Source organism: uncultured Flavonifractor sp. (assembly GCF_944383115.1).
Lineage (GTDB): Bacteria > Bacillota > Clostridia > Oscillospirales > Oscillospiraceae > Flavonifractor.
Genome location: NZ_CALWOJ010000042.1, coordinates 1 through 16,581, shown reverse-complemented (window position 1 = coordinate 16,581; position 16,581 = coordinate 1). Strand labels below are relative to the sequence as shown.

Genomic DNA, 16,581 nt, shown 5'->3' with positions numbered 1-16,581 from the left:
TTCTTAACTTTCATTCTGCTCAGGAATTATGGGACTTTGAGCTTACTTCCTGTTGCACTTAGTTTGACAATTCACTTGTGAAGAAAGACTACCCGCGGCGGGTAGGGCGCGGGGGGCAAATGGGGACTACAATAAAGCCAGACATTCAAGATACAGGGAGGTGGGGGTGCTGAAAACGGTACTGTTAATTATGCGGCGGGCAGCGCTGGCCCAGGGATTGATGGCCAAGGTGCAGGATGTCCCTGGTATCCAGCTGTGCTACGAGCCGGACTACGCCAACGCGGATGTGGCCATCCGTTCCCATCTGGCCGCCGGGGCTCTGCTGGAGGTAGCCGAGGATGGTACCCAGGACATGGACTTTTGTCTGGCCCTGTGCGCATGGCTGCGGGAGGTCACGCCCCACTGTCATCTCATGCTTATGTGCCCGGAGGGACAGGCGGAGACGGTTCATCGGGCCATCGAGGCCAAGCGGAAGGGGGAGATCGACGATTTTGTGTTCTATGACGTATCCCTGGATTATCTGGCCGCCAGCCTGCAGACGCTTTGACACACAGATCGACAGCGGATCCAAAAAGGAGGAGAACCCACATGAGGAAACGGATCATCAGCCTGCTGCTGACCCTGGTTATGCTGCTCTCCCTGGCGCCCGCCCTGGACGGGACGGCCAGCGCCGTGTCCGGCGAGAAAGAAGTGAACAGCTATGCGGAACTGAAAGCGGCGCTGGAAGGCAACGCCTATTACATCAAGCTGAACCGCGACATTGACACAATGTATGAATTTCCCCACGGCCTTACGCCAGACGATGTCATTTCCATCAGCTCGAAGGCGCACACCCTGGATCTGAACGGTAAGACGCTGACCCTGCGCACCAAATCAGATATCAATTCGGGGGCTATGGCCTATATTGACCTGGTTGATTCGGAGCTTATCATCAAAGACAGCTTGGGTGGCGGCCAGATCCGGCTGTATCAGAGCAGCAAGTGGTCAATCCCCATGATCCTGGTCAGGAGTGAATCAGCCCTCTATATGACCGGCGGAAAGCTCACCTCCATCGCCAACGGAAAGAATACGCCGGGTCAAACACTGATCCACAACGCGGGCGATCTGGAAATTCAGGGCGGTGAACTCTACTGTACGGACAGGGACGATAACGTCAATATAACGGAGAAAGATGGAGTACTGGAGTTCGGTGACGATACCTGCTATGCGATCTACTCAGATCCGAAGGCCGGAAAAGAAGTCAACATCGAAGGCGGCAAATTTACAGGCGTTCTGAGGTTTGAGGTAAATCCGGATAACAAAAATGTGACCACCATCTCCGGCGGTACCTTCAAAAGCCATGTGGGATTTTTTGCAGATCGGGGTATATTGGACGGAGCGTTCCATATCAGCGGCGGCATATTTTCTACGGTGGGGCTTTATAAAAAGTGGAATGAATACTGGAACGCCGGACTTCACGATGCGCGTCATACCATCCTCGCCATCAGCGGCGGTACATTCGACGAGTTCAACGTATGCCTGAATGATGATTACTGGGTCCGCGCGAATAGAACCTGCCCCTACCCGGCGTTCCAGATCACCGGCGGAACATTTAAAGGGATGGAAATCAACATTCTTATGAACGAAACCACGGAAGAGCTGGCACAGTACTATACAGCTGAGGCGTTCCGGCATATCCTGGACGGCTCCTGCGTCAAAATCAAGGGCAAGACCTATATCGCCGACAATATTTATGAGACGCTCGGGTATGAATATGACACAGACACCAACCTGCACGTCTATAAGTTCCCCCTCTATTCTGCCACCATCACGCCCGCCGGCGACCAGGAGAACGTAGAGATCAGGCTGGACGGCAATTCAATCAAGTGTTCCAGGGACGAGCCGGCAGATATGGTATATATCGACAACAGCACCGCCCACACCATCACCTTCCAGTGGAGCCCCATGTCCCAGGCTTTGCAGGACGCGGGCTACTCCTATGTGATCGATTGGAGCGGCACCACCCCCGACAGGGGTAAAAACACCTCGGGGATCGGCAGCAAGCTCACCAAACACACCGTCACCATTCCCGCCGGTGCGGCCACCGGGGAGTACATCTTTGATCTGTGCCTTAGCAAGAAAAAGGATGGCTCGATCATCCAACCTTCGTCCAGCCACTACATCGTCCACATCTATGTGAAGGAGGCGCCCAAGCCGGATCCTGTCCTCACCGGCCGGATCTACCACCCCAGCGCCATCGTCTATGGCAACCCCATCTCCACCGTCCTCACCGGCCTGCCGGAGGGACTCAGCGAGGCTGACCTGTCCTTCCAGTGGCAGCGGCGCTACTCCCTGGGCTATGACTGGGATGACATCAAGGGCGCAACCAACAAGAGCTATACCCCCACGGCGGAGGATATAGGGGAGAATACCTACCTTCGGGTGACCGTTACAGCGAAGGGCTACACGGGCCAGCTGGCAGGCTCGTTCCTGAGGGTGAGCAAGGCCTCCAACGACAAGGAGCCGGTATGGCCCCAGCTCCAGCCTCAAAAGGACGACAGCGGGCAGTTTACCGGCTTCCGGATCCTGAACTGGAAAGATGACCAGGAGTATGTGTATACCACCACCCAGACCGAGGGGTGGCCCCAGGATGCCGTGCCCATTTCTTCCGAGGCGGTGACCGGCCTGACCCCCGGCAGTACCTGCTTCATCTACACCCGCTGCAAGGGTACCGATACCATAAAGGAAGGCGTCCGGACGGGCAGCGGGACGGTACTGCTGGCCGACCCGGAAAACCTGCACAAGTTGGTGCTGAGCCGGAATGGCCGGCCCTACGCGGACTACGGCAAGGGGAACACCATCTTCCTCAAGAAGGGGGCGAGCGTGACTCTGGACGTGAGCATAAACCCCACCAACGCCAACAAGTGGCAGAAATTCACCTTCAAGCCGGAGAATGCGGACGCGGTACCCCAGTATACCGTTACCACCTCCACAGGCAGCAATGTGGTCAATCAGAATCAGGCCGTCACCAGCATTACCATCACAGGCAAGGAGACCGGCTCTGCCAGTCTGGCTGCCGAGTACCCCGGCTACCCCACGCCGAATTATTACGGCAAGTGGTGGGTCTTTGTGTACGAGAACCCCACGGAGATCGGCACCAATGCCGACATCCGCGTTACCCCCTCCTCCCTGCCCGACGTGACCCTGCGACCGGGGGAAACACTTGACCCGCCGAAGTATGAAGTTTCCGTTTTCCCCGAGGGGGCGATGGGGAACTACCGCTACGAGTGGCGCGTTCTGGAGGAGAACACCGTGGCCTTACCCGGCAGCAGCCCCACCCGGCAAGTAACCGATAACGGCTATCTCTCCGTGGACCCCAAAACGGGAGCGGTGACGGCCCTCAAGCTCCATCCGGAGGATGTCAGCGCGTATTACAAAACGGTGGGACTGTGTGTGGTCAATCAGGCCGGGAACCCGCTGCCCGGTTTCCTGGTGTCCTACCAGGCTGCCGTCGCCGAGACGGAGATCGAGCTGACCGGGCTTCGTATCTCCCATGAGAAGCTTCGCATGGGGGTGGACGCAACATACCAGCTCACGGCGGTCAAGGATCCCGCCAATGCGCCGGGCGACATCACATGGACCAGCAGCAACCCTGCCGTCGCCGATGTTGACAAGTTCGGCATCGTTACCGCTGTGGCCGAGGGCACCGCAGTCATCAAGGCCTCCTGCGGCGGTGAGGAAGCCACCTGCACCGTTACGGTGGACCTCTCCGCCGAGCACAACCCCTTTACCGATGTGGCCGCGGACGCCTATTATCGGGATGCGGTTGTCTGGACTGTAAACCAGGGTATTACCTCCGGCACTAGCGCCACCACCTTCCTGCCCGACGGTATCTGTACCCGTGCCCAGGCGGTGACCTTCCTGTGGCGTGCCGCCGGCGCTCCCGCGCCCAAGTCCACCTCCATGCCCTTTGCCGATGTGCCCAAGGGCAGCTGGTACTATGACGCGGTGCTGTGGGCGGTGGAGCAGGACATCACCAAAGGCACCAGCGACATTACCTTCAGCCCCGACCTGAACTGCAGCCGGGGCCAGATCGTCACCTTCCTGTGGCGCTCTGCCAAGTCCCCGGCGGCGGGCACGGCAAACCCCTTTACCGATGTAAATGCGGACGCCTACTATGCCGACGCGGTGCTGTGGGCCGTCAAGGAGGGCGTCACCAACGGCAGCTCCGCCACCACCTTCAGCCCCGATGTGGACTGCAGCCGGGCCCAGATCGTCACCTTCATCTACCGGCACATGACAAAGTGACAGGATATCCTGAAAGGAGGAGAAGCACATGAGGAAACGGATCAGCTGTCTGCTTTTGACGATGGTCATGCTGTTCTCTCTGGTATCCGCCCTGGGCGGGACGGCGCTGGCTGCCGGCGGCTTTTATGACGTGGATCAGAACGCCTGGTATCTCAAATATCTGGACACAGCGGTGGACTCCGGGCTGATCAACGGCCGGGGCGACGGCCGCTTTGCCCCCAACGATGACATCACCGGCTCGGAGGCGGTGAAGCTGGCCGCCTGTATCGGCCAGCTCCTCACCGAGGGTTCTGTCAGCCTCACCAACGGCTCGCCCTGGTACGCAAGCTACATGGAATACGCGGTGGAGGAGGGCATCCTTGACGCCCCGCTGGGCCAATATGCCCTGAGCGCCCCCATCACCCGGGCCGAACTGATGAATATGCTCTGCCGCGCCATTCCCCGGGGGCAGCGGACCCAGATCAATTCCATCCCGGACGGCGCCATCCCTGACCTCTCCCCGCCCTCCCCTTACCTGGACAACATCTACACCCTCTACCGCATGGGCGTCGTCACCGGCTCCGACAAGCGGGGCTCCTGCCTGCCCCAGCGGCAGATCAGCCGGGCCGAGGTGGCGACCCTGGTGGCCCGCATTGTGGATAAGGATCTGCGGGTGGCCTTCCAGCTTGAGGTGTCGAAGGACGATCCCCTCAACTTTACGGGGGAGGCCGCGCTGCGGGCAGCCCTGGAGGGCGAGTGGGGCTACTGCCCGCCGGCTTCGGATACCCCGGCGGCATGGATCTTCTTCGGCAATAACGGCACGTTCACCATTCGGCTCACGGATCTGAAGAACAATGCCATCGAGGAGTATATGGGCGCCTGGAAGCTGGACCGCCGGTATGCCGGGGCCAATGAAATCCCCGATGTGCTGATACTCACGCTCTATGAGATGGTAGAAGGCGAGCCGGTCGGCGAGCCGACGATCATGGCCGGGGACTTTCTGATCCGGAGGAAAACCCTCTGTGACGAGCGGATCGTACTTGAGCTGATACAGATGAACAACGGGGACAGCCTGTTCTCCAGCTACTATGACGATACGGCCCCGGTGCTGAAAAAGTATACCGGCTGGACGCCCCAGGGGGAGACGAGAAAGAACGAGTCCTTCTGCGCAGCGGCCTGGAAAGTGGATTACGCGTTAAAGACGGTGTGGCTGGACGACGCAGCGGAAAACGGCGACAACATCGGCCGGTATGAGGCACTGCCCTATCAGGCGGCCCCCCAGATGGATCTGACCTCTCGGGCGCCCCAGATGCTGACGGACGGCAGCGTCTGGCTGGTCCGGACGGATGAGCTGGGCCGGGTTACGGAAATGCTGCTCTATAGCTATTATGATCCCGATGAGCAGCTGACCGAGGAGGAGGCAGCGGAGCTGCTGGCCGGGGTGCCCGAGGTACAGCAGCAGCTGGAGCAGGGCATGAGTATACTGTTTGACCAGAGGCCGGAGGTCATAGGCGGCGAGCCCTGTGTGATCATCTCCCTGGGGACCAATCATGGGGAGCAGTTCGTCCGCGAAAAAACGTATGCGGTCGCTCCCAGCGGCATAGTATACGTCTATGATCTGCTTGCAGACGAATGGAGCATCATCTGGAAGTGGCAGGACCACATGTAGCACAATATGTGCCGGGATACAGGCCTGCATGGCCTTTGCTGCGGGAAACCCCGCGATAACCGGACAATGCAAATCAAGAAAGGAAGATGAACATGAAAAAGCGAGTATTCACATTCCTGATGGCCCTGGCGATGATCGTCAGTCTGGCGGCCTGCGGCGGCGGCAGCAAGGGCCCCGCCGGTACTTACAAGCTGACCTCTATGAACTCCGGCGGCCTGGAAATGAGCGTGGAGGAGATAAGCGCCCTGTTCGGAATGGATATTGAAATGACCCTGCAGCTGAAGGATGACAACAGCTTCACCCTGGATATGGGCATTCTGAGCGAGGGCGAGAATACCAGCGGCACCTGGAAGATGGATGGCGACTCCCTGATCCTGAGCGCAGACGGGGATGAGCTGCCTGTCACTTACGACGGCAAGACCATCGTCATGGATATGGATGGCGAGTCCCTTACCTTCCAGAAGAAGTAAAGTCGATGTAAAAGGAGCGGCATTTGCCGCTCCTTTTGCGTTTCTACCCCAAAGACTACCCGCTGCGGGTAGGGCGGGGCGGGACGGAAACCGGTACAATAAAACCATCCCGGAGCGCAGGTCAATATGGAGAACGCTTCAGGAAACCGACTGAACAAAACAGCAAAGCCATTTGCAATGCGATGAAAGGGGATATGGATTATGGGTCTGATCAAAGCTGCATTCGGAGCAGCCGGCGGCGTGCTGGCCGATCAATGGAAGGAATTCTTCTACTGTGAGGCCATCCCCGCAGATGTACTGGCGGTAAAGGGCAAGAAAAAGACCACGGGCCGCTCCAGCAACACCAAGGGAGATGAAAACATCATCACCAACGGTTCCGTCATTGCGGTGGCTAACGGCCAGTGTATGCTCATCGTGGAGCAGGGCAAGATTGTAGATCTGTGTGCCGAGCCCGGCGAGTACACCTATGACACCTCCACTGAGCCCAGCCTTTTCTCCGGTGATCTGGGCAGCTCCATCAAAGATGTATTCCAGAACATCGGCAAGCGCTTCACCTTTGGCGGCGAGGCACCCAAGGACCAGCGGGTCTACTACTTCAACACCAAGGAGCTGATCGGCAACAAGTACGGCACCCCCAGCCCGGTACCCTTCCGGGTGGTGGATCAGCGGGCGGGCATCGATCTGGACATCGGCATCCGGTGCTTCGGCGAGTACAGCATCCGGCTGACAAACCCCATGCTGTTTTATAAGAACGTCTGCGGCAATGTCACCGAGGACTTCAGAACCGAGGAAATCGCCGGGCAGATGAAGACCGAGCTGCTTACTGCTCTCCAGCCCGCCTTCGCCAAAATTTCTGACATGGGCATCCGCTACTCCGCCCTCCCCGGCCACACCCTGGAGCTGGCCGAGGCCCTCAACGAGCAGCTCTCCTCCCGCTGGCGGGATCTGCGGGGCATCGAGATCGTCTCCTTCGGCGTCTCCAGTGTGAAGGCCAACGAGGAAGACGAGCAGATGATCAAGGAGCTGCAGCGCAACGCCGCCTTTATGGACCCCACCCGGGCGGCGGCACATCTGGTGGGAGCCCAGGCCAGTGCCATGCAGGCGGCGGCCAGCAACCAGGGCGCCGGCCCGGCGATGGCCTTCATGGGCATGGGGATGGCAGGACAGATGGGGGGCATGAACGCCCAGAACCTCTATCAGATGGGCGCCCAGCAGCCCCAGCAGCCTGCCCCGGCTCCCGCTCCTTCTCCCGCTCCCGCGGCCCCCGCTCCCGGCGGCTGGACCTGTTCCTGCGGGCAGGGCGGCATTACCGGCAAGTTCTGCCCCGAGTGCGGCAAGCCAAAGCCTGCCGCCGACGGCTGGACCTGCTCCTGCGGCGCGGTGAACAAGGGCAAGTTCTGCTCCGAATGCGGAGCCAAAAAGCCCGCCGGTGTACCCCAGTACAAGTGCGACAAGTGCGGCTGGGAGCCGGAGGATCCCGCCCATCCGCCCAAGTTCTGCCCGGAGTGCGGCGACCCCTTTGACGACGGAGATCTGAAGGGATGAACCGGGGCGGAAAACCTGCCGTACCGCCCGGCACATTGGCCGGCGTCATGTACAGTCACTCCAGCGGAATGTGCGCCCGAGCGGATTTTTCCATCACCCTCTCGCCCCAGGCCATTCTGGAAACACGCTATTTTCCGGTGCTTGTTCCGAAGGCCGCCCAGGACGAGGACCGATATCATCCGTCTGTCAAAAAGAATGTCCCCATCACCCCGGCGCAGTGGGCGGATGTGGAGCAGATCATTCTGGAACTCTACCCGCTGATGAAGCCCGTCCCGGAACGCCGGCATGAGGTAAAGCCTCCTCCCTTGGTGGACGTCAGGGACGGCGGGGGCGGAACCAGTCTGATCCTGACCTGGAATACGGAGGACGGTACCCGGAGCATCCGTTATTACCAGCCCAATGACCGCCGGATCCATACCCTGGTCGCGCTGCTGGAGGAGCTGGCCGACCCCATCGGACGGGAGATCCCCCGCTTTGACCCGCCGGAGCTGATCGGCTTCTTTCTCGGGCAGTCCGGGGGCCTCCTCGCTCAGGAGTATTCGTTTCAACTCACGCGAGGCCCGAGCCTTGTGTATGGGGAGAACGCCCCATACATCCTTTACGCCAGCTTTACCCCGCCCGGCCAGGAGCAGGTGATTTGGCGCGACTGGATGGTGGCGGACGATATGTGGGACCACTTCGCCGCATTTGCCCGGGAGATCAGGCTGGAGGATCAGCCGGACGGCAGATCAAAAAAGCCGGTCTGTACCCTCTATTACTCTGACGGGAAACAGCAGGAAAAGAAACTGGATCAGGAAACCGCAAAACAACTCCGCGAATATTTCACAGAGCAGGCCCTACCACTGCTGGGCGCAATGTAGATGAAAAACAGCATCAATGGGTAATCGAATGGAGAAAGGAACGGGAGATATGGGACTTTTCGGAAAATTATTTGAGAAGAAAGAGTGTTCCGTCTGCGGCGGCGAGATCGGGCTGCTGGGCAACCGCAAACTGGAGGACGGCAATCTGTGCAAAAGCTGCGCCGCCAAGCTCTCTCCCTGGTTCAGCGACCGGCGGCAGAGTACGGTGGAGGAGATCAAGGAGCAGCTGGATTACCGGGAGGCCAATCGGGAGAAGGTGGCCGCCTTCCGCACCACCCGGACTCTGGGGGAGCGCACCAAGGTGCTGCTGGATGAGGATGCGGGCCTGTTTATGGTCACCGCCGCCAGAGATCTGGAGGAGGCCAATCCGGATGTGCTGTCCTTCTCCGATGTGACCGGGTGCAAGCTGGACATCGACGAGAGCAAAACCGAAATCGAATACAGAGACGCCGAGGGCGAGCGGCAGAGCTTCAATCCCAGACGCTATGCCTATTCCTACGACTTCTACATCGTGATCCACGTCAACCACCCCTATTTCAACGAGATCCGCTTCCAGCTCAACAGCAAAGCCGTGGACAACGATGCGGAGACCCTGCTGGACGGGCCGGAGGATCGGCGTCCGCCCCTGGGCGGTCTCCGGGCAAAGGTGGGCGGATCCCTGACCTCCAACGCGGAGGAGGTGCGCTCCAGCGTGGAATACCGGCAATATGAGGAGATGGGGCTGGAGATCCGGGACGCGCTGCTCCAGGTCCGCCAGCAGGTACGGGATGAGGCGGCTGCGGCCGCAGCCCCCAGGACGGCGATCACCTGCCCCTACTGCGGGGCCACCACCACGCCGGACGCCAGCGGCTGCTGCGAGTTCTGCGGCGGCGCGGTAAACGGCTGACCACCCTTCCACTGACCATAATAAAGAAAGGATATGATGAGATGAAAAAGTTTACAGCCTTGCTTCTGCTTACCGTGACCCTCCTGACCCTTGCCGCCTGCGGCAGCAAGGACGAGCTGGCCGGCACCTGGTCGGCTGAATTTGAGTATGACGGCGTGATCACCTGGACCTTTGACGGAAAGGGCAAGTGCAAGATGGAAAACAGCTTTATCGACCAGGATGGCACCTACACCATTGAGGGCGATCAGCTTACGGTGCTGCTGGAACTGTGGAGCGAACCCTCCACCTACACCTTCTCCGTGAGCGGCAACAGCCTTACGATGGAGGAGAACCGGGGCTACGGCATCAGCGGCACCTTCACCAAGCAGTAGTCTGCGCAGCCCATTTTCAGACGATTTACCTATCTCAGACCGGATTGGAGGAGAACAGGATGAAACAGAGGAAAAGCAGACTTGTCTGCCTGCTTCTTGCAGGTATGATGCTGCTCGGTCTGGCCGCCTGCGGAAAAGATAAGCCAAAAGATACCTCAAAAGATACGCCACCGCAGCCGACGGAAGATCATAGCCTGCTTACGGTGGGGCCCTATGAGCTGCGCTACAAGGACGCGAAGATCCTGGAAACATCTGACGGGAAGGATCTCCTCATTCTGACCCTGGATTTTACCAACAACAGCAAAGAGACCATCTCCTACCTCTGGGCGGTCCTTGATTGGGCGGAGCAGGATGGCGCCGATCTGGACTATGCCCACGCCAGCATCTACGACCTTTATGCGGTGACCGAAAGCCAGGATAAGGAGGTTGCTCCGGGCAAAACAGTTGAGATCCAATCCGCCTTTATCCTGGCGGATCCCACAAAGCAGGTCAAAGTGAGCTTTGAAGAGCTGGGCGGCGGCAAGAGCGATACCATTACCATCGATCCCTCCTCCTTCAGCCGGGAGCCCGCCAGCGGCGGTACCCAGTCCCCCGCCCAGACCGGCGAGGCGCTGCTGGACTGGTGGAACGGAGACTGGTACGGCTGGTGGACCATGAACGGCTGCTGGGGCGTTTACGAAGAGCTGGAAGGCCAGCGGTGGGACATCTGCGGCACCATCGACATCGATGAGGACTATACGGGCACCGTGGAACTCTGGGACGAGGACTATGGACCCGGAGAGGTCATGGCAGCCGCATCGGTCACCCTGAATGAAGCCGGGGTGGGCACCCATGGCACGATCATGTCTGAGAGCGGCTGGTTCTCCGACATGGCGCTGGAACACGCGGACTGGATCGTGGATCCCGGCCTGATGCATTACGAGGACATGATCTGCATCGACGGCTACTATGAAAACGGCGAGGATGAATTCCACTATGAAATCTATCTGCGCCCCTGGGGAACCAGGTGGGATGATGTGGATCCGGAGGATACGCCCAAATTCTATCACGACTGGTACCTGCCCCTGATCGGGGCAGGGGAGCCCATGCCCGACACCATCCTGGGGGACTGAAGTGTCCCCCGGGATACGCAGGCATACCACAGATTGCTTCCGGCGCTGCGCCTGGATCCCTGACAGGCGCAGCGCCGGCATGGGAAGCGAGGGAATCAAATGCCAGCACAGGTAACCAACTATCAATGCCCCGGCTGCACCGGGCCGCTGCACTTCTCAGGCGCTTCCGGCAAACTGGAGTGCGAGTACTGCGGCGCCAGTTACGACCCGGCGGAGATCGAGGCCCTTTATTCAGAGAAGGAAGAAAAGGCGGCGGCCGCCCAACAGGCGGCGGAGGAAGCCCGGGACCAGCAGGCCCCGCCGTCCGGCGATGACGCGGCGTGGGATACCTCCGGCTTCAGCCGGGACTGGGGCGCCGAGGGGGACGGTATGCGATCCTACAGCTGCCCCAGCTGCGGCGCGGAGCTGATCTGCGAGGAAAGCACGGCGGCCACCTCCTGCCCCTACTGCGGGAATCCAACGGTGGTGCCGGGACAGTTCTCCGGGGAACTGAGGCCGGACTTCATTCTTCCCTTCAAGCTAAGCAAGGAAGATGCCGTCAAGGCCCTCAAGGCCCACTACAAAGGGAAATTCTTCCTCCCCAAACGGTTTACCGAAGAAAACCATGTGCAGGAGATCCGGGGGATCTATGTCCCCTTCTGGATGTTTGACGGCCAGGCGGAGGGCGACGCCCATTATGAGGCCACCCGTTCCCACATCTACCGCCTGGGCGACTATGAGATCACGGAGACGGAACACTACGACATCTACCGGGCCGGGACGGTCACCTTTGAGAAGATCCCGGTGGACGCCTCCAGCAAGATGCCGGACGACCACATGGACTCCATCGAGCCTTATGACTATCAGGAGCTGAAGGCATTTTCCACCGCCTATCTCCCCGGTTTTCTTGCCGATAAATTCGACGTGACCGTGGAGGCGTGCCGGGAGCGGGCGGATCTGCGCTGTGCGGGCACCCTGACCTCCGCCCTGCGCGATACCGTAAAGGGCTATGATACCTGCATGCCTACCAGCAACAGCGTCAACCTGAAGCGGGGCAAGGTGCATTACGCCATGATGCCCGTCTGGATGCTGAACACCAAGTGGAAGGGGAAGGACTTCCTCTTTGCCATGAACGGGCAGACCGGGAAGCTGGTGGGTGATCTGCCGGTGAGCTGGGGAAAGGTCTGGGGGCTGTTTGCCGCCATAGCCGCCCCCCTGTCGGCGCTGGGCTCCCTGCTGGCGGTCTTTGTGCTGTGAGAAGGAAGGTGGAGCAGATATGAAGAAAACAAGCTGGGTTTTTGCCCTCATCCTCCTGCTTTCCCTGTCTCTCTGCCCGCCCGCTGCGGCTGTAACGGAATACGGCGTGATCTATGATGAAACGGAGTCCCTGGGCTCTCAGACGCTGGGTATGCAGGGCGAGGAGACCCTGCCCCAGCTTACGGAGGATCTGGGCATCGATCTGCGGGTGGATGTGCTGACCCTGATCGACGATGACAACATCGGCGATACCGCCGCGTGGATCTACGAGGAATACGGTTACGGCTATGGTACGGATCGGGAGGGCGTCACGCTGACCATCCTGATGGAGCCTCTGGATGTGGAGACCTACACATACGCCATGCCCACCCACAACGGCTGGTACGTCTACGCCAATCTCAGCGAAGCCCGGGGCAGCAGCCAGGAACTGGCCGACGCCGTCAGTGATGCGGTGGCGCCCTATATGGTGGAGCGGGCGTGGAACGGCGAGGACATGACCATGAGCGCCACGGCCCTGACCCAGGCAGTGGACGCTATGGCAGTGGCAGCGGAGGACTATATTTTGACCCACTGCCCGCCAGGCACCTCCGGAGAGGAGACCGGTGCCGAGACAGCCGAACCGTCCAAACCGCCCCAAGCGCCCCAGCCGTCCGCTTCTCCCGAAAGCCCGGAAATACCTGAAACCCCTGGACAGAACAGCGTCAAAATGCAGTATGTCTTTGACCTCAGCGACCTGATCTCCTACGAGGAGTGGGAGAAGCTGGAGACCCGGGCCCAGGATATTTCCCGGCGGCACAACTGCGGCGTCTATTTTGCTCTGGTGGACGACTACACCGACTATGGAGACGGCAGCGTATATGAGGTGACATACCAGCTCTACCACGGTAGTGAGCTGGGTATGGGAGAGAGCCGGGACGGCATCATCGTACTGCTGAGCATGGCGGAACGGGACTACGCCACGTTCGTCTACGGCGAGGACGCCGAGTATGCCTTCAATGAATACGGACAGGAGCAGTTGGAGGAAGCCTTTCTGGACGATTTCGGGGACGACGACTGGTATGGCGGCATATCCCACTACCTGGACGCCTGCGATACATATCTGACCCAGGCCGAAGAGGGCGAACCGGTACGCCCCGCCAGCTGGCCGAAGATCCTCATGGCCACAGGTATCGCCTGCGCGGTGGCAGGGACGATCTGCTTCCTGCTTATGCGCAGTATGAAATCGGTCCGTCAAAAGGCGGAGGCCGATACATATCTCACCCAGGGCGGGCTACAGCTGACAGAACAGTATGACCGGTATACCCATACCACCAAGACCCGCACCAAAATCGAAAAGAATGACTCCGGCAGCAGCAGCCACAGCGAAAGCGGCGGCGGCAGCGGCCGCAGCGGAAAATTCTGAGAAGGAGGACGGACCATGAAGAAGGTGAACCTGTATCTATTCCTCCCGGTGCTTCTGTGCATGGCACTGGCCCTGAGTCTGGCCGCCTGCGGCGGGCAGGACAAGCAGCCTGCAGATGATCAAACGGGCCAGGCAACCAGTACCATCTCCGGCAGTAAGGGGGAGCTGGATGTTGAACCCACCCCGACGCCGGAACTGGAAACGGAAGAAGGGAAGCAGTCCCTTGCCATGCTGCGCGACAGCATGACCAACAGCGACCAGATTGCCGGGGCGGTGGCCTACCTGGGCTACTGGGAGCAGGGAGAATTCGGGGCGATGACGGACTGGCTGCAGGCAAATTGCGCTGCGTTGGTGGAGGAACTGCCCTTTTTGCTGGAGATTCCCCCTGAGCGCATCCTGGGCGGCGGCATCGGCGAAGTGTACTGCATCGTCCCCCGGGATGAAAACACCAGCCTGGCGGTCAACCATGTCACATGGAAGCCCGTGAGCGACAGCAGCCAGCCGGTGGCGGATGAGATCCTCTACCGGGAGGAATTTGCCCGGCCCGTACTGGTGGTGGTAGATTATGAGGAGTGGTATGAGGAGCCGGACACCCAGATCGTTCTTGTGACCAACGACGGTGTGGAGGTGACCTGGTGTCCCCTGATCGATTTTTACGGCGTTCCCATCCTGCCCACCGGAGAGGACGAGGTCCCCATGCTGATGGATTTCGCCATTTGGGGATATACCACCGGACTGGACTATCCTGATGGGTGGGACCCCTCAGGGAGCGAGGATCCTCCGGGGGACTGCTGGCCCCTGCCGCCTACCGACTTGGGCCTTGCGGACACCAGCTGGAGCTGCGGCAACTGGATGATGGACCTGAACTGGGGGGACAGCTCCTGGGGGGGCAGCGCCTCTCCGGGCTATTCCGGCAGCGTGGAGCTATACTACCATGAGGACGGGCAGGCCTATGAGCTGACCTATGTGGGCGACTGGTACATGGAGGGTGACTGCCTTCGGCTGGAACTCTTTGACGGCGCGAGCTACTGCATAGAAGGTAATTTCCCGGTACTCATCTCTCCCTCCGGCGACTACCTCCACATGGAGCAGGACCGTGACACCGGTGTGTGCCCGCCCTTCTTTGACCAGGGCAATGTTTGTGCGGATCTGGCGCTGCTCTATGGCTGAGAAAAAATGAAAGGAGTGCTTGTATGGGCATTTTTGACAAGCTGAAACATTCCGCAATGGATACCGCAATGGCGGCTGCCGCCGCCGTGGGAAATAAAAGCGAAACCTTTACCTTCGCCGCCCTTCCCGAGAGCCTGGAGCAGATGCAGGCGCTCCCGGAGGCGGCCCTGAACACCCCCTTCCAGACGGCGGCGCTGACCGTTCTGGCTCTGTGCGCCTACGCCGCCGACCGGCAGATCGGGCAGGACATGCTGAACTGGCTGCGGGGGCCCCGTCCTCTGAACGGGCAGGATATTTCCTTCCTGAATGACCGTTTCCGGGACGGAAAGACCTACCTGCCCTTCACCTACTTTGCCGGTTCCACCCCCGACAACAACTATACCCCCGCCCAGCCCTATACCATCCGGGTGGAGAGCAACCACGTTTCCGGCGAGGAGCAGGGCTACATGAAGCTGTTCATCCCCTGCGGCGGCGCGGATGATCCCCGCCCCATCAAGCTGCGCCAGCGGGGCAGCGACGGAAAGTGGTTCCTCTGGGAGCAGTATCTGCTCACCGGTGTCCGTACCCCCAAAGCCGCCGACCCGTGGGCGTAAACCCAAAGGAGGATCGGCGGCGGAACCGGGTCTGGTAACGGAAGAGCGGAACGTCGATCGGGGGCAGTCGGAAAACATTCGCATTTGACAGAGGGTGCCCATTATGAAAACAGTTCTGTTTATATCGTCCAATAAGATGCTTGGTCAGGGACTATCAGCGGCCTTTCAGTCAAAATCAAAGCTCGATTTCCGATGGGCGGCCCAGCTCAATTATCCGCAGGCCATCGTGGGTGTGGATATTTTCCATGCTGATGTGGTGATATTGGATGCCGCGGATCAGGCGGATCTGGAGCAGGCAGTTGCCATCTGTCGGTCACTCCGGCAGAAGGAACCGGAGGTCAAGATCCTGCTTCTGGTCAGACCGGAGCAAGCCGTGGTGCGCGACGTGGCTGTGGACGCCAAAAATGCCGGCCTGGCAGATGATTTCGTCTTTTATGACAGCTCCCCCACCTATCTGCTGGCAAAGCTGGAGGCCCTATGAGGTCAAGGCCGGCTGTATGAATAAACCGGTGCGGGCGGCATATTGACCGGCATACCGCCTCCGTTCCGGGGCAGGGGATCTGCATTGCAATCTATTCCTCCTACAAGCACAAATCCGAACCCTGCACCGTCTGGTGTTGGGTTCGGATTTGTGCTTGTTCCATGAGTGGTTTTGCAGCATGCTGCAATCCCAAAAAGATCGGCCCGGCTTGTCAGCTGGTATCCGTCCATCATGTGACCTGCTCCCAATGCTTGAGGGAGTCCAGCATATAGGAGGTTACGTCCATATCATAAATTTTATGGAGAAATGCTCTGGTCAGAACCACATTGGCAGGGCCTATCCCCGCCACAGCGCCGTCCTTCAAAAACAGCAGCTGATCGGAGAGCATGAGGGAGAGGTTGATATCGTGGAGTACGCCGATGACCGTTCGTCCTTTCTCCTGGGACCAGTTTTTCAGATAGGCCACCAGCTCTGTCTGGTGTTTCAGGTCCAGATGGTTGGTGGGCTCGTCCAGCAGGAT

At 59.6% G+C, this 16,581-nt stretch carries 15 protein-coding genes; 14 read left to right on the top strand and 1 reads right to left on the bottom strand.

What is annotated here, in order from left to right:
- Nucleotides 1–166 precede the first annotated feature (166 nt).
- The 14 genes from Q0K43_RS06225 (at nucleotide 167) to Q0K43_RS06160 (ending at nucleotide 16,061) form a co-directional block, all read left to right on the top strand.
- Entirely contained in the window at nucleotides 167–547 is a 381-nt protein-coding gene (locus Q0K43_RS06225) for a hypothetical protein (RefSeq protein WP_297289700.1), read from the top strand.
- A 41-nt stretch (nucleotides 548–588) separates the two neighbouring features.
- Complete coding sequence (locus Q0K43_RS06220; protein ID WP_297289699.1) at nucleotides 589–4,287, top strand: S-layer homology domain-containing protein; 3,699 nt, start codon at nucleotides 589–591, stop codon at nucleotides 4,285–4,287.
- Between the two features lie 28 nt (nucleotides 4,288–4,315).
- Entirely contained in the window at nucleotides 4,316–5,935 is a 1,620-nt protein-coding gene (locus tag Q0K43_RS06215; RefSeq protein ID WP_297289698.1) for an S-layer homology domain-containing protein, read from the top strand.
- A gap of 92 nt (nucleotides 5,936–6,027) precedes the next feature.
- Nucleotides 6,028–6,405, top strand: coding sequence for a lipocalin family protein (locus Q0K43_RS06210; protein WP_297289697.1), 378 nt, complete (start codon nucleotides 6,028–6,030; stop codon nucleotides 6,403–6,405).
- Nucleotides 6,406–6,606: 201 nt separating this feature from the next.
- Entirely contained in the window at nucleotides 6,607–7,950 is a 1,344-nt protein-coding gene (locus Q0K43_RS06205; protein WP_297289696.1) for an SPFH domain-containing protein, read from the top strand.
- Nucleotides 7,947–8,810, top strand: coding sequence for a hypothetical protein (locus Q0K43_RS06200; RefSeq protein ID WP_297289695.1), 864 nt, complete (start codon nucleotides 7,947–7,949; stop codon nucleotides 8,808–8,810). The genes Q0K43_RS06205 and Q0K43_RS06200 overlap by 4 nt, the downstream gene beginning before the upstream one ends.
- A gap of 49 nt (nucleotides 8,811–8,859) precedes the next feature.
- Nucleotides 8,860–9,696, top strand: a complete 837-nt coding sequence (locus tag Q0K43_RS06195) for a DUF4428 domain-containing protein (RefSeq protein WP_297289694.1) — start codon at nucleotides 8,860–8,862, stop codon at nucleotides 9,694–9,696.
- Nucleotides 9,697–9,737: 41 nt separating this feature from the next.
- Nucleotides 9,738–10,067, top strand: a complete 330-nt coding sequence (locus tag Q0K43_RS06190; protein ID WP_297289693.1) for a DUF5640 domain-containing protein — start codon at nucleotides 9,738–9,740, stop codon at nucleotides 10,065–10,067.
- Between the two features lie 59 nt (nucleotides 10,068–10,126).
- Entirely contained in the window at nucleotides 10,127–11,179 is a 1,053-nt protein-coding gene (locus Q0K43_RS06185) for a DUF5067 domain-containing protein (protein ID WP_297289692.1), read from the top strand.
- Between the two features lie 99 nt (nucleotides 11,180–11,278).
- Entirely contained in the window at nucleotides 11,279–12,415 is a 1,137-nt protein-coding gene (locus tag Q0K43_RS06180) for a hypothetical protein (RefSeq protein WP_297289691.1), read from the top strand.
- Nucleotides 12,416–12,434: 19 nt separating this feature from the next.
- Nucleotides 12,435–13,817, top strand: a complete 1,383-nt coding sequence (locus Q0K43_RS06175) for a TPM domain-containing protein (RefSeq protein WP_297289690.1) — start codon at nucleotides 12,435–12,437, stop codon at nucleotides 13,815–13,817.
- 15 nt (nucleotides 13,818–13,832) lie between these two features.
- Nucleotides 13,833–14,987, top strand: coding sequence for a hypothetical protein (locus Q0K43_RS06170; protein ID WP_297289689.1), 1,155 nt, complete (start codon nucleotides 13,833–13,835; stop codon nucleotides 14,985–14,987).
- Nucleotides 14,988–15,010: 23 nt separating this feature from the next.
- Nucleotides 15,011–15,580, top strand: a complete 570-nt coding sequence (locus tag Q0K43_RS06165) for a DUF6935 domain-containing protein (RefSeq protein WP_297289688.1) — start codon at nucleotides 15,011–15,013, stop codon at nucleotides 15,578–15,580.
- Nucleotides 15,581–15,683: 103 nt separating this feature from the next.
- Nucleotides 15,684–16,061 carry a hypothetical protein gene (locus Q0K43_RS06160; protein WP_297289687.1) on the top strand — a complete coding sequence of 126 codons (378 nt, stop codon included), beginning with the start codon at nucleotides 15,684–15,686 and terminating at the stop codon, nucleotides 16,059–16,061.
- 229 nt (nucleotides 16,062–16,290) lie between these two features.
- Here Q0K43_RS06160 and Q0K43_RS06155 read toward each other — a convergent pair.
- Nucleotides 16,291–16,581 (bottom strand): ABC transporter ATP-binding protein (locus Q0K43_RS06155; protein WP_297289686.1); only part of this gene is annotated, 291 nt, incomplete at its 5' end.